Here is a 14925-nt window from a genome sequence, read left to right as displayed (position 1 = left end):
TGACCTTCACCGCGACCGTGACCGACGGCAAGTTCAGCACCACCGTAGACCTGGGGGCCAGCGGCCTGGCGGATGGCACGTTCACCGTGAAGGCGGACGTGACTGACAAGGCGGGCAACCCGGCGACTGACAGCGAGCAGGCGATCCTGGACAGCGTAGCTTCCCCGGCCCCGACCGTGGTTATCGTGGACGATACCAACAATGACCAGATGCTGACCAAGGCCGAGATTGGTAATGATCAGATCCAGGTACGCGCCGGGATCAATCACGCAGACCTGGTTGCGGGCGGCAAGGTGACGCTGACCATCAACAATGGCGGGGTGAACAGCACTGTCCAGTTGACGCTCAAGGCCGATGGCACCCTGCTGGCAAGCAATGGCAAGAGCTACGGCTATCAGAACGGCACCATCAGCTGGACGGAAACGACCCCGGCCAACGGCAAGTCGTTGACGGTGACGGCGACCCAGACCGACAAGGCGGGCAACGTCTCCCTGCCGGGCAGCGACAACGCGCAGATCCTGAATGACGCGCCGGAGACGGCGAGCAAGCAGGCAAACGGTCTGGAAGATGCCGCCAGCATCGCCATCCCGACTCTTTCTGGCAGTGACATTGATGGCACTGTAGTGAGCTTCACCATCCAGAGTCTGCCGGCTAACGGCATCCTCTATCTGGGCGGTGTGGCGGTGAGCGCGGGTCAAAGCATTGCGCTGGCGGACGCCAGCAAGCTGACCTTTACTCCGGCTGCCAACTGGAATGGCAATACCAGCTTCCATTATGTGGCGGTGGACAATGACGGCGCCGTGGATGCGAGCCCCGCAACCGTGACCATCAAGGTGGATGCGGTCAACGATCTGCCAACGTTGACGATCTCCAACGGTGCTGTCGTCTCCGAGGAGGGGCTGGCAAACGGCATTGCTGACACGGCCGGCAACCCGGATACCACCAACGCCATCAAAGCGTCCGGTACTCTTTCCGTGGGTGACGTGGATAGCAGTACCCTCAGCATCTCCCTGAACGGGCCGACGGGGCCCAACGGACTTACATCCGGTGGGGCCAAGGTCCAGTGGTGCTGGGACCCGGGCAGCAAGACATTGGTTGGGTACACGGGGGCGATTGGCGGCGCCGATTACAAGGCTGTGGTCGAGGTCAAGCTGACGGCACCCAATACCAGCGGCAAGGGAGAGTGGACCTATGACGTGACCCTCAAGGGCCCCCTCGACCACGGGGATACGACCTCGGAAGACAAGCTGTCGTTCCAACTGGATGTGGAGGTCTCCGATGGCAGCGGCAGCACCAAAGGCACGCTGGATGTCAGCGTCGAGGATGATTCCCCCATCGCCGGCAACAGCGATGCGGTGTCCGTGGTGAAGACCAATATCCCGAACGTGTTGACCGGCTTCTTCGATCTGACCCTGTTCAGTGGCAACCATTCGACCCTGAACGCGAACGGCTTCAGCATCACGGCGATGGGCTTCACTTCGGCGACCGACTCGAAGCTGACGGCGGCTAATGTCAACGGCTCCAGCGCCGGACTTGGCGTGTCCAGCGTCGGCTCACCGAACCACAACCTCGCCAACGAGATAGATTTCCGCCACTTCGCGGATGGGTCCTCCGCTTCCGAGCAGCTGATCGTCAGACTGGACGCGGGCAAGGTGGCCTATGGTGCCAACATCAAGTTCAGCCAGATGTTTGGTGGCGAGCTGGAGAGCGGCGTCGTGGAGTTCTATCGTGGCGGGGTACTGATCAATACCCTGGTATTCAACTCGACGGCGGCAGGTGGGGAGTTCAACCAGAACTTCCAGGTGCAGCAGGGCGGTTTCGATACCATGGTGATCAAGGCCACCAACAATGGTAACGGCCTCTATGGCGACAACAGCGACTTCACGGTGAAGAGCATCGAGTTCCTCGGTGCCGACACGGCGCAGGCCATCGCCTATGGTTCTGGCACCGTGACCCCGCAGTGGGGGGCAGATGGTAAGGGACGTATAGAGCTTTTGGGATCCAATGAAGTGGGTTTGATGACAGCTACTGGTAAAGAGATCTCAATTTCCAGCAAAGTAGGTCTACCCAATACCCTGTATGGCGAAGCCAGTGACGGCACTTTGGTGTTCAGGCTGGAGTTCACCCCGGCCACCGGCAAGTGGGAGTTCTTCCAGTACCAGAACATGTCCAAACCCCAGGGAGATGGCGACATCGACTTCCGGATCCGGGTGGTGGATGGGGATGGTGACGTCAGCATTGGGTCCTTTGCCACCAAACCGCTCTTTACGCCGACGGTGCAGGGGATCTCTGCCGATAGCGTGACCGAAGGCGGCAATCTGCAACATACGGTGACCCTGTCCGACGCGACCCAGGAGGCGACGCAATATGACTTCGCCATCAGGGGCAGCGGCAGCAACCCCGCCTCCAACCAGGACTGGGGCAATGCCCAGTTCAGCAACGGCGTGACCTACAACAGCACTACCGGCAAGATCACGGTACCGGCCGGGGTTTCCGGGTTGACCGTCACCATACCGACGGTGGACGACCGTCTTGCCGAGGCGACAGAGACGCTGACCGTGACGGTGGGCGGCCAGAGCGGTACCGGCACCATCACAGACAACGATCGAGCGCCGACCGCAGCAGGGGGTTACAGCTCCGGGTCGGAAGATAAGCCCCAGGTACTGACCTGGTCCCAGTTTGGTGCCAGCGATGACCAGGCCGATAGCGATCTCAGCGTGAAGATCGGCTCCTTGCCCCTCAATGGCAAGCTCGAGTACCTCAACGCTGCGGGTCAGTGGGTGGCCGTGTCGAGTGGCACCCTTATCTCTTATGCCGAGGTGAATGCAGGTCATCTGCGCTTCGTGCCCGGTGTGAACGAGTCGAGCAGCAGTGCCAGCAATGGTGGCGGCGCCACCGTTGGCAACATGAAGGGGGACTATGCCAGCTTCGATTACCAGGTAAGCGACGGGGCCAACCTCAGCAACAGCGGCAAGCTGGTGATCGACGTGACTGCGGTGGCCGACAAACCCACGGTCAACGTCACCCTGATGGGGAATGGCATGCCGTCTTACAGCCAGAGCTTCCCGAGCGCGGGGATCACCACGGGCCAGTTCCAGTCCGGCGGCTTCGACAAGGGGGCCCTCGGGATCACCAACACTCTGACCGATAGCACCTCTAGTAAGGACTCCGTGGTGGGAGGTGATGGCAACGACTACATCGTCAGCGTGAAGGGGGGCGGCGACCACTTCGTCGGTGGCAACGGTAATGACGTGCTGGTCGGTGGCAACTCAGTGTCGGGCGATACCCTCGACGGCGGCGTTGGAAACGACATTCTGGTCGCTGGGTTGGGTGGCGATACTCTCTATGGCGGTGCTGGTGATAAAGATATCGCTGTACTGTCCGGTAACCGTGCCGACTACGCCATCACGAAGGGCAGCGGATACTCGATCAATGATCGCTGGTTCAACTTCTCCGTCACGGAGAAGGGGGTCGGTATCACCAAGGCGCTGCACGACGTGGAGTATGTCCAGTTCGCCGACGGCCTCTACCAGCTCAACCAGATCACCGGCGAGCTGACCCTGGTGCAGCCGACGGTGGTCGACTACCCGCTGGAGGTGAGCGCCTCCCTGAGCGATCGTGATGGCAGCGAAGTGCTCGACAGCCTGGTGCTGAGCGGCATGCCGAAGGGGGCCGAGCTCTATAACGGCAACCAGCTGCTGGGCACCGTCGGGGTGGATGGCAAGCTCACCCTTACCGCCAGCAGCGGTCTGTGGAGTGCGAGCACGCTGGATGTGAAGCTGAGCGGGCTGACTCTGCGAGTCCCCGGCAGCAGCGCCGGTCAGGTCGATCTCAAGGTGGATGCCATCGCCAGGGAGGTGGGTACCGATAAGACCAGTTCCGCGTCCGACAACGACAGCATCCGCCTGAGCTACTTCAATGCCACCGAAGGGGAGCCGGGGGATCAGAACCGGACCTATGGCAGCGAGCACAACATCGTGGTCGGGGATCTGGACGGCAGCGTGGTGCTGCCAGGCCAGAACTACAACATCGCCTTTATGGTCGACAGCTCCGGCAGTATCGGCAGTGAAGCCATGGAAACGATCAAGGCCCAGTTGACCCAGGTCTTTACCAGCCTCAAGAACAGTGCCGGGACCGAGGGTGCGGGCAAGGTCAATATCTTCCTGGTGGACTTCGACAGTCAGGCCAACAAGTCCATTAGCGTGGATCTGAAGGATGTCAATGCCCTGACCAAGTTGCAGAGCGTGCTCGACAGCATGAACGGCAGTTACTGGAATGGTGGCACGACCAACTATGAGGATGCCCTCAAGACTACCTCCAACTGGTTCAACAGCGACACCGCCAAGAACAACGCCAATGCGAAGAACCTGGCCTACTTCATCACTGATGGGGCGCCGAACACCTATTACGATTATGAAAAGACCAACCCGATCGTTAACCAGGTGACTGGCGAGCGGCTCGACGCGTTCGTCAACGTTAACAACTATGTACCTGGTGAAGTCTTCTCCGCCAACATTGGCGGCACCAGCAGGGTGCTGATCGATGCTAATGGCAGGGTGCAGCAGTGGTCTCAGGGCAACAACAACAAGTGGAGTTCGACCTCCATCGGCACCTTGAGAGCGCAGGGGGATGGCACCTTCGAGATTTCCACCACCTATGACGATAGTTACTGGGCACTGCAAAACGCCCTGGCCGTCTTGCCGCTTCTGGCCCTCAACAAGGTGACGCTGGAGGCCATCGGTATTGGCGGCAACGTGTCTATCGATACCCTGAAGCAGTTCGACAGCGATCAGGTTGTACAGTCCAACGTGTCTGCCGGCGATCTGGCGAACTCCATCCTGGGTAGCTCCGTCAACAACCTGCCGGGGGCCGACCGCTTCGATGGCGGAGCGGGCGACGACATCCTGTTCGGCGATGCGGTGCGCTTCACCGACATCAGCGGAGAAGGATATGCGGCCATCAAGCAGTATGTGGCCGGCAAGCTGGGGGCCGGGTCGGTGACCGATGCCCAGGTGCATTCCTACATCACGGGGCATGTCAGCGAGTTCGACCAGTCGTCGGCCAATGACAAGGGGGACACCCTCTATGGCGGGGATGGCAACGACATCCTGTTCGGCCAGGGCGGGGATGATTTCCTCTATGGCGGGGCTGGCAACGACATCCTGTTCGGTGGCAGTGGCAACGACACCCTCTATGGCGAGAGTGGCAGCGACGTGTTGAGTGGCGGCAGCGGCAACGACACCCTGTACGGCGGGACTGGCAACGACGTGCTGAGCGGGGGCCTTGGCAACGACATCCTGGTTGGCGGGCTTGGCGACGACATCCTCAAGGGGGATGCCGGAGCCGATACCTTCACCTGGCTGAAGGGGGATACCGAAACCGGCAAGGTGGCCAAGGACTACATCGTCGATTTCAGCAAGTCGGAAGGGGACAAGCTGGATCTCAGCGACTTGCTCGACAGCGATGGCAGCAAGACCGAGAGCTCCCTGAAGAGCCTGCTCTCGGTGTTCCAGGACAACGAGGGGGTGCACCTGCAGGTCAAGGAGAGCGGCGCGGCGCCGGTGACCCAGGAGATAGTGCTGATGAACCACACCTTCGACACCCTGACGGGCGGTTCGGGGACGACAGCCAACCAGGTCATCGATTTCATGTTGCAAAACAACATGCTGGATATCGACAAGTAATCCGGTCAGATGGTCAAAAAGCGGCGGAGCAATCTGCCGCTTTTTTTATGGGCGCTTTTCGGATGAATGCGGCGGAGCAGAGAGGGAGGGCCACTCAACGAGAGGATAAAAAGAGGGCGCCCCTCAAGAGAGGGGCGCCCGGGTTGAATGGCGTGATGGCCAAGGGGTCAGGCGCTGACCCTGGCAAGGCGGGAGCCACGCTGGAAGCAGTTCGCCAGCAGCAGCAGGGTGGTGACGCCGACGGTGCCGAGCACCAGCCAGGGCAGCCAGGGTTGCCCCTGGGCCATGGCGTAGTCGTGCAGGGCGCCGCCACCCACGTAACCCGTCATGCCGCCGAGCGCCAGCCCCAGGCGGCTGAAGCCCATGTAGCTGCCGCGCGCACCGGGCTGGGCGAGCTTGGTCATGAGGGTTTCCCGCGCCGGCTCGGCGATGACGATGCCGAGGTAGAAGCAGGCGAGCAGCAGGAAGACCGCGGGCAGGGTGGTGGCGAAGGCGACCAGGCCTATCCCCGTGGTCATCAGCAATACCCCGGCCATCAGGCGATTCTCCAGCTTGAAGTGGCGCTCGCCGAAGCGGGCGAGGGGGTAGAGCAGGGCCAGGGAGATGGCGGTTTCCAGGGTATACATCCAGCCCACCGCTGTGGTGCTGCCCGCCATCTGCTTGACCAGGATGGGGAAGATCAGCATCACCTGCACCCAGAGCGCGTAGTAGCCGCTCAGGATCAGCACCAGTCGGCAGAAGGCCTTGTCCGCCAGTACCTGGCCGAGGCCGTCGCGGATCGGGGTCGGGCGTACGGAGAGCTTGTAGGGGGGCAGGATCAGCAGGTTGCACAGGGCGGCGCAGACGAAGAGACCGGCACCCAGCAGGCAGACATATTCGAAGTCGAAGTTCAGCAGCCAGCTGCCGAGCAGGGCCCCCACCACGGCGCCGGCGCTCTCCAGCATCATCAGCAGGGAGATGTAGCGGCCCCGCTCCCGTGGCCGGGTGAACTTGATGACCAGGGCGGCGCGGGGGGGATCGAACAGGCAGCCACCGAGCCCGGAGATGATGCAGGAGAGGATGAGTTCCAGCCCGCTTTCGGCATAGGCCAGGCTGGCGAACCCCAGCGCCCGCAGCAGCATGCCGCAGACGATGAGGGGGCGCGCCCCGAACTTGTCGGCCAGGGAGCCGCCAAACACCCCCAGCCCTTGCTGGGTGAGCTGACGCAGCCCCAGCGCCAGCCCGACCACCCCGGCGGCCCAGCCGAGCTGGTCCACGAAACGCAGGCTGATCATGGGCATGACCACGAAGAATCCCAGGATCACCAGGAGGGAATCCAATGCCAAGAACCACCGCCCCAACCGCCTCGCCCGCTCCACCATGATCCTGTTACCTCTGTTCGTTCCGTTGATATTGTTGTGTTGTTGTATTCATCGCCGAATGGCGCCGTCACAAAAGAGAGTCAAGGACGATGACAGGTCCCTGACTCGATGGCGTATTGCCATATGATGACGATTGATGCTGCTATTCTGGTGGGGCGCCAGATATAGTGGTAGCCGACAACTGGCTATATTTCATATTGGATTTGGTTATGGCTATGACACTCGACGATTTGCAATTGCTGCTGGATGTGGCCAACCGTGGCAGCTTCAGCAAGGTGGCGGCCATCCGTGGCTGGTCGCAGCCCATGGTGAGCCAGCGGATCGCCGTGCTGGAGCAGGAGCTGGGCCAGTCCCTGTTTCGCCGCCACCGCCGTGGGGCCACCCCGACCCCGGCCTGCGAGCAGTTTCTGCCTGCGGCGATGGCGGCCCTGAGTGCGCTGGAAGGGGGGCGGCTGGCGATGCAGGGGGCGCCGGCCCTGCCGCGGATCCGGCTCTCCTGCCTGCCCTCCCTGACCACGGCGGTGTTCGGTCCCCTGCTGCTGGCCCTGGTGGACGAGTCCTTCGAGATCCGCTGCAACACGGATCACTCCGGCATCATCATGCAGGAGCTGCTGACCGGCGAGACCGACGTCGGCTTCATCCTGAAGTGTCCCGCCATCGCTGGCATCCAGCTCGAGCTGCTCTATCGCTCCCCCATCATCGCGGTGGCCTGCGCCACCCACCCCCTGGCCGGTCGGCAGGGGCTGACCCTGCAGGACATCGCCAATGAGCGGCTGGCCCCCCAGCAGTGGGGCACCGGCTGTGACGAGCTGATCCTGCAGCTACGGCTGCTGCGCCAGGTCGCCAGCCCGCTGCATGCCATCCAGCCTGCCAGCGCGGCGCGAGAGCTGGCGCTGGAGCACGGCTTCATCACCCTGATGCCGGCGCTCGCCATCACCCGGGATCTGGAGTTCGGTCGCCTGGTGAAACTGGATGTGGTGGATCTGCCGCCGGATCACTGGGACGTGATGATGGCCTGGCGCAGTGGCAAGCGTCCCAATCCCGCCAAGGAGCGGGTGCTGGAGGCGGCGCGCTCCCTGGCCAGACGCTGGTCGGGGAAACGGGAATAAAACAGCGCCGGTTCAGGCCGGCGCTTTCCATGTTGTTGCTGTGTGTCGGGATCAGTAGCTGGCCTTGAGGGTCACGCCGGAGAAGGCGCTGAAGCCGCTCAGCTGCACGTGCCAGGTCCCTGCCTTGGGCGCGTTCAGGGTACAGGTCTCGGCGTTGCCGCTCTTGTAGGGACGGCAGTCATAGCTGGTGCTGGTCGGAGCCGAGCCGAACTTCACATAGAGATCCGCATCCCCTGTGCCGCCGCTGCTGGCGACCACGAGCTGGCTCCTGCCGGCCGGCACGTCGATGGTGTAGCTCAGCTTGCCCCCCTTGGCGGCGGTGAGATTGCTCACCGGTACCCCGTTTTGCAGCACGTTGCCCGCCGGCGGCGTGGTAGTGCAGGAGGCATTGACGCCGACCGTGGTGAAGGCGGCCGCCACGTCGCTCAGGCTGTAGCCGAGATCGGTGGCCGCTTTGGTCACGCCGCAGGCGCCCTGATCGAAGGTGGTGTTGGCACCCCAGTAGAGGCGGTTGGCCAGCACGAACACCTCGAACGCCTTGCGGGTGTTCCAGCCGCTGGTGTTGGCCAGCAGGTAGAAGGCGCGGTTGTAGACCCCGGAGCTGTGGTGCACGTCGATGCCGTCATAGTAGTCGCTGGCGTGGCCGATGGACTTGCCGTCCCGGGTCGGATCCTCGAAGTAGCGCAGCGAGCCGTTGCCCTTGAAGATCTGGGCCCCCACCAGCCAGTCGTTGCTGCCCTTCATGTAGTTCTCGGCCGCTTCCCCCGCCATGTCGGAGAAGGCCTCGTTGATGCCGCCCGACTGGCCGGAGTAGACCAGGCCCGAGTTCTGTTCGGTGAAGCCATGGCTCACCTCGTGGGCTGCCACGTCCAGGCTCACCAGGGGGTAGAAGGTGGTGGCGCCGTCACCGAAGGTCATCTGGCTACCGTCCCAGAAGGCGTTTTCGTAGTTGCGGCTGTAGTGCACCCGCATCTTGAGCTTGAAGCTCAGCGGCGCCGTGTTGTACCAGTTGCGGTACATGTCGAACACCACGTTGCCGAAGTAGTGGGCATCGTTGAGGGGGGAGTAGGCGCCGTTGATCTCCTTGACCGTGTTCTCCGGGCAGGCGAACTGGTGGATGGCGCCCCCCGTGGTGGCGTGATTCATGTTGAGGGTATCGACGTTCGCACTGGTCATCCGGCAGTTGTCGTCCACCTGCAGCGGGCCGAAGTCGGCGCCGTAGAAATACTTGCCGGTCTTGAGGTTGCCGCCCGGACCGGTGGCATCCTTGTGGTTGATCCCCTCCCAGCGCTTGATCTCGCTGCCGCTCTGGGCGTCGATGATGACGAAGGGGCGGCTTGGTTCCTCGCTCGCCGCGAGCCAGGAGACCAGGTAGACCAGACGGGCCTGCCCTGCGTCATCCTGCATCACGAACAGCTTGACCCGCTCGTTGCTGCCCTTGGCGCCGGCCCGCGCCTTGCGGGCGGCATCGGCGGGAGAGAGGGACGCGGTCGGGCTCGCGAGATCGGTCTCGATCTGGCGCAGCATGGTGCCGGAGACCTGGCTGATCTGGCCGCCGAGGGACTGCTCGGCCACGAGCACCTGGCCCCAGACCGGGATGCCGTGCCAGGTCTGCTCATAGCGCACCCGCTGCTGGCCATTGGGCAGCTTGACCGCTCGCACCTGGCGAAACTCGCCATCCCCTGCGAGGGCGCTGACCCCGGCGGCACCGCTCGGCGCCCCCAGCAGGCCGGCGACCTGGTTTACTTCCACCTGTTCTGCCGCCATGGCGGCGCTTCCCCAGCAGGCCAGTACCACGGCCAAATAGACTTTGTTCATCTCGTCTTTCCTTAGTCGATGAAGATTACACACCGGGTCTGTTGCCCGGCGCTCTTACACTAGTGGGAAGGGACGAAATGGCTGCCTGTCATTTGTAACAGATCGGCGAAAACAGGCAGCAGAACATACTTCTACGATGTTAATCGTCCAGTAAATGCCTGGCTGGCAGAGTGTTTCACCAAAAATGGGCGGGATTGATGACAAGCTCAATAAGCCGGCCGGACGGGGCGCTCCATCTGGGGGTTGCCAGCGGGGAGAACGGGCCGAAAGTCCTTGGCAAACAAGGGATTGATTGACTACATTGGCTCCCATGACGGCGCACGCCGAGTCAACGCAGGGAGGAGTGGCGATGTTTTCATGGCAACTGGATGACGAGCTGGCGCTCCTGTTCCTGCAACCCGACATGGCCAGCGAGCTGTTTCGCCTCTGCCAGCGCAACCGCGACTACCTCTCCCAGTGGTTGCCCTGGGTGCCCCACATCCAACAACCCTCCGACAGCGCCACCTTCATTCGCCACGCCATCGAGAAATTCGCCCGGGGGGAGGGGCTGACCACGGCCATCGAGTATCAGGGGGAGGTAGTCGGCGTCATCGGCTACAACCAGATCGATCACGGGCTGGCCAAGGTCAGCATCGGCTACTGGCTGGCGGAACGCTGGCAGGGGCACGGCATCATCACCCGGGCCTGCCAGGCCCTGATCCACCACGCCTTCGAGGAGATGGGGATGGAGAAGGTGGAGATCAACGCCGCCCAGGAGAACGACGCGAGCCGGGCGGTGTGCGAGCGGCTCGGCATGGTGCAGGAGGGGGTGACCCGGCGGGCGGAGCGACTGGCGGACAGGGTGGTGGATCACGTGCACTACGGCCTGCTGCGGGACGAGTGGCTCAGGCTGAGGGATCTCTGATGGCCTTTCTGCCCGCTTCCAACGTCCGGGGGGAGAGATGACGACGCTGCCCCATATCACCACGGCCCGCACCCGGCTGACCGTGCTGCCCCCGGAGCGGGCCGACCTGATGCTGGATTTCTATCTGCGCAACCGCACCCACCTCGCCCCCTGGGAGCCCAGGCGGGATGAAAGTTTCTATACCCTGGCCCACTGGCAGGCGCGGCTGCGCGACGGCTACGGCCAGTTCTTCGATGGCAGCGCCGTGCAGCTGGCGGCCCTGGATCTGCGGGGGGAGCGGGTGCTCGCCACCTGCAACTTCACCAACATCATGATGGGCATGTTCAAGGCGTGCCACCTGGGTTATGCCATCGACCATGCCCATCAGGGACAGGGACTGATGCACGAGGTGGTGACGGCCGGCATCGACTACCTGTTCCGGGAGCGCGGCCTGCACCGCATCATGGCCGGCTACATGCCTGCGAACCTGCGCAGCGGCGCTCTGCTCGAACGGCTCGGCTTCGAGCGGGAGGGGTACGCAAAGGACTACCTGATGATCAACGGCCGCTGGGAGGATCACGTCCTCACCGCGCTCCTCAACCCCGCAGTCTAGGTGACAACGGCCTGTCAGCCTGCTTGTTGCAGGGCGCGTCTTGACGCGTTGCCAGGCGACGGGAGGCGCTTTTTCACGGCAAGATCGCACTATCTGTATGCGCCTCATACCCCAGACCCCAAAAGCGTGTAAAATTGCGCCCTGAATTTTCCCGGCCGGCAGCTGCTGGTCGCGACTCCATACATGCAAGGCAGACATTGTGACTGAAGTAGACAGATTCGCGGACATTCGCCCCTATCGCGATGATGAAGTGCCAGCGGCCATCGAGCGGCTGATCCAGGATGACGAGTTTATCGGTGCCATCGCCAAATACCGTTTCGGTTCCCTGATGAGCTGGCTGGGCTGGGCCATCCGCCCGCTGATCCGCCAGTTCCTGCGCCACAAGTGGGCCAAGGTCAGCACCATCCATCAGGTACAGATGGGGGTGACCCGCTACATGACCCGCATGATCGCCACCTCCACACAGGGGGTGAGCTTCTCCGGGCTCGAACACCTGAAGAAGGAGCAGGGCTATCTGTTCGTCTCCAACCACAGGGACATCGCCATGGATCCGGCGTTCGTCAACTGGGGACTACACACCCACGGTTTCGATACCGTGCGCATCGCCATCGGTGACAACCTGCTGCGCAAACCCTGCGCCACCGAGTTGATGAAGCTCAACAAGAGCTTCATCGTCAAGCGCTCCGCCAAGGGGCCGCGGGAGATGATGAAGGCGCTCGGCGAGCTGTCGGCCTACATCGGCCAGTCGGTGCACGAGGGGCACTCCATCTGGATCGCCCAGAAGGAAGGGCGCGCCAAGGACGGGGACGACAAGACGGATCCGGCCATCCTCAAGATGTTCTACGTGGACGGCAAGAAGCAGAAGATCGAGTTCGTCGACTACATGCGCAGCCTCAATATCGTGCCGGTCAGCATCAGCTACGAGCTGGATCCCACCGACATGGCCAAGGCGCGCGAGCTCTACGAGAAGTCGGTCAACGGCAGCTACGAGAAGGGCGAGTTCGAGGACATCGAGAGCATAGTCGCGGGCATCATCGGCCAGAAGGGGCGGGTACACGTCTCCTTCGGCGCCCCCATCACCGAGGGCTTCAGCGATCCGGACGAACTGGCTGCGCTCATCGACAAGGCCATCTGGAGCAGCTATCGCCTCTTCCCCGGCAATTACCTGGCCGCGGATGTCCCCAATCGGGCCAGCACGACCGAGCAGGCCGCCTTCCTGACCCGCCAGTCCGAGGTGCCAGCAGAGCACAAGGCCATCTGGCGCGCCATGTATGCCAAGCCGGTGGAGAACGCCAACAAGGTTTGAATGGCACCGATCATAACAATGTAATACGAAAAAAACGGGAGCAGATGCTCCCGTTTTTGCGTCTGGTCAAAGTTGGCGGCCATCGGGTAGTGAATAATATTGTTTCAGCTGGTACGATAATCGGGTGAACGAGCGGTATCTCCTGGCGAGGGACGGGCTGTGCAGCAGCCGCCCGACGCCTTATGTAGCGAGAGGCTCGGTTCGTGTCCGCATGGATGGCGGGCGACACCAGACAAGGACCTTCAGGGGTCCTTTTTCATTGATGCAGAAAGATAGACCACAGATATAGCTAAGGATGCGAACCCCATGATCACCGGCAGTCTGGATACCTTGCAACGCACTCCCTTGCCCGTTCCCCTGGACCGCATCATGGCCGAGGTAGTGCAGAGCGTCGCACGCTGGCTGGATGCCCCCCTCGGCAAGCAGGAGATCGACGGTCTCAATCTGTTCTGCCTGGTGAGCGAGGATCTGACCGAGCCGGCTGCGGATCGTCGCGGCGAGTTTCACGAGCGGTACCTGGATATCCAGCTGCTGCTGCGCGGGGAGGAGTGGATCGGTGTGGGACCCCATGCCTATGTCCGGGACGGCGCCGATCATCCTTACCCCGACCTCTGGTTCGTCGACGACGAACAGACCAGTTATCTGGCGTTGCAGCCCGGCGACTTTGCCATCTTCTGGCCGGGAGAACTGCATCGCCCCCTCTGTACCCCCCAACCGCCGGCACAGGTGAAGAAGCTGGTGGTCAAGGTGCATCGGGATCTGCTGGCCGGGCTCTGATCGCCCGTACCGGCCCTCCTGCGGCAGTGAACACGCTGCGCAGGCCGAATCGAAAAATTGGACGCAGCCTCCTGCGACCATACGCCCCCGGCAGGGGAATCCCATCCATCGCTGGATGACACGACACTGTCGGCATCACGCCGACGCACAGGAAGATGTAGAACATGAGCAAGTTGGTATTGATCCTTAACTGCGGTAGCTCTTCCCTGAAATTTGCCGTAATGGACGCCGAAACGGGCGAGGACATGCTGTCCGGCCTGGCCGAATGCTTCAATCTGGATGATGCACGCATCAAGTGGAAACTCCACGGGGTCAAGGGCGACGCCATGCTGGGCGCGGGTGCCGCGCACCAGGAAGCTCTCGACCACATCGTGGGTCACATCCTGCCCCAGGATCCCGCCCTGGCCGAGCAGCTGGTGGCCATTGGCCATCGCATCGTGCACGGCGGCGAGCAGTTCTCCCGCTCCGTGCGCATCGATGAGGGCGTGATCGCCGGCATCGAGGCCGCCATCCCGTTCGCCCCCCTGCACAACCCGGCACACCTCATCGGCATCCGTGCCGCCCTCAAGGTCTTCCCGGCCCTGGCCGAGAAGAACGTGGCCGTGTTCGACACCGCTTTCCACCAGACCTTGCCGCAGGAAGCCTACCTCTACGCGCTGCCCTACAAGCTCTACAAGGAGAACGGCATCCGCCGTTACGGCGCCCACGGCACCTCCCACCGCTTCATCGCCGAAGAGACCGCCAAGGCGCTGGGCAAGCCGCTCGAAGCGCTGAACATCATCAACTGCCACCTGGGTAACGGCGCCTCCGTCTGCGCCATCCGTGGCGGCGAATCCGTCGACACTTCCATGGGGCTGACCCCGCTGGAAGGGCTGGCGATGGGCACCCGCTCCGGCGACATAGACCCCGCTGTAGTTTTCTTCATGCACGACCAGCTCGGCTACAGCGTGGAGCAGATCAATCACACCCTGACCCGTGAATCCGGCCTGCTGGGCATGACAGAGGCGAGCAGCGACTGCCGCTATGTCACCTCCAACTACGCCACCGACGCCGGTGCCAAGCGTGCGCTTGACGTGTTCACCTACCGGGTGGCCAAGTATGTCGGTGCCTACGCCGCCGCCATGGACGGTCGTCTGGACGCCCTGGTGTTCACCGGCGGTATCGGCGAGAACGCCGCCATGGTGCGCGAGATGGTGCTGGATCGTCTGGCCCTGTTCGGCTTCAAGGTCGACAAGGAGGCGAACAACGCCGCCGTGCTCGGCGGGGAAGGGCCCATCACCACCGCTGACAGCCGTCTGGCCCTGGTGATGCCCACCAACGAAGAGCTGGTCATCGCCCGCGATGCCCTGAGCCTGGTCGGCTGACACCTCCCCG

Annotated in this window: 9 protein-coding genes; 7 read left to right on the top strand and 2 right to left on the bottom strand. The window is 62.7% G+C overall.

Annotated features, from left to right (window positions below; translation table 11 throughout):
* On the top strand, positions 1-5684 hold a 5684-nt coding region (locus BN1136_RS07515; RefSeq protein WP_043808287.1), incomplete at its 5' end, for a type I secretion C-terminal target domain-containing protein.
* A gap of 167 nt (positions 5685-5851) precedes the next feature.
* On the opposite strand, the gene mdtH is transcribed toward BN1136_RS07515, so the two are convergent.
* Entirely contained in the window at positions 5852-7045 is a 1194-nt protein-coding gene (gene mdtH / locus BN1136_RS07510; protein ID WP_043762477.1) for a multidrug efflux MFS transporter MdtH, read from the bottom strand.
* A 209-nt stretch (positions 7046-7254) separates the two neighbouring features.
* Between mdtH and BN1136_RS07505 the strand changes: the two genes are divergently transcribed.
* Positions 7255-8154, top strand: coding sequence for a LysR family transcriptional regulator (locus tag BN1136_RS07505; protein WP_043808285.1), 900 nt, complete (start codon positions 7255-7257; stop codon positions 8152-8154).
* Positions 8155-8205: 51 nt separating this feature from the next.
* On the opposite strand, the gene BN1136_RS07500 is transcribed toward BN1136_RS07505, so the two are convergent.
* Complete coding sequence (locus BN1136_RS07500) at positions 8206-9972, bottom strand: M4 family metallopeptidase (protein ID WP_043808282.1); 1767 nt, start codon at positions 9970-9972, stop codon at positions 8206-8208.
* A 349-nt stretch (positions 9973-10321) separates the two neighbouring features.
* Between BN1136_RS07500 and BN1136_RS07495 the strand changes: the two genes are divergently transcribed.
* The 5 genes from BN1136_RS07495 (at position 10322) to BN1136_RS07475 (ending at position 14915) form a co-directional block, all read left to right on the top strand.
* Positions 10322-10876, top strand: coding sequence for a GNAT family N-acetyltransferase (locus tag BN1136_RS07495; protein WP_043762470.1), 555 nt, complete (start codon positions 10322-10324; stop codon positions 10874-10876).
* A 37-nt stretch (positions 10877-10913) separates the two neighbouring features.
* A complete protein-coding gene (rimJ, locus tag BN1136_RS07490) occupies positions 10914-11468 on the top strand; it encodes a ribosomal protein S5-alanine N-acetyltransferase (RefSeq protein WP_043762469.1) in 555 nt (184 codons plus the stop codon).
* 199 nt (positions 11469-11667) lie between these two features.
* Positions 11668-12774 carry a 1-acyl-sn-glycerol-3-phosphate acyltransferase gene (locus BN1136_RS07485; protein WP_043762467.1) on the top strand — a complete coding sequence of 369 codons (1107 nt, stop codon included), beginning with the start codon at positions 11668-11670 and terminating at the stop codon, positions 12772-12774.
* Between the two features lie 306 nt (positions 12775-13080).
* On the top strand, positions 13081-13551 hold the full coding sequence (locus BN1136_RS07480) for a NanQ anomerase/TabA/YiaL family protein (protein ID WP_043762465.1): 471 nt from the start codon (positions 13081-13083) through the stop codon (positions 13549-13551).
* 164 nt (positions 13552-13715) lie between these two features.
* Entirely contained in the window at positions 13716-14915 is a 1200-nt protein-coding gene (locus tag BN1136_RS07475; RefSeq protein WP_043762463.1) for an acetate kinase, read from the top strand.
* Positions 14916-14925: the final 10 nt, after the last annotated feature.

The organism is Aeromonas taiwanensis, from assembly GCF_000820165.1.
Lineage (GTDB): Bacteria > Pseudomonadota > Gammaproteobacteria > Enterobacterales > Aeromonadaceae > Aeromonas > Aeromonas taiwanensis.
The sequence above is the reverse complement of the archived record's forward strand: the minus strand, read 5'-3'. Positions and strand labels throughout refer to the sequence as shown.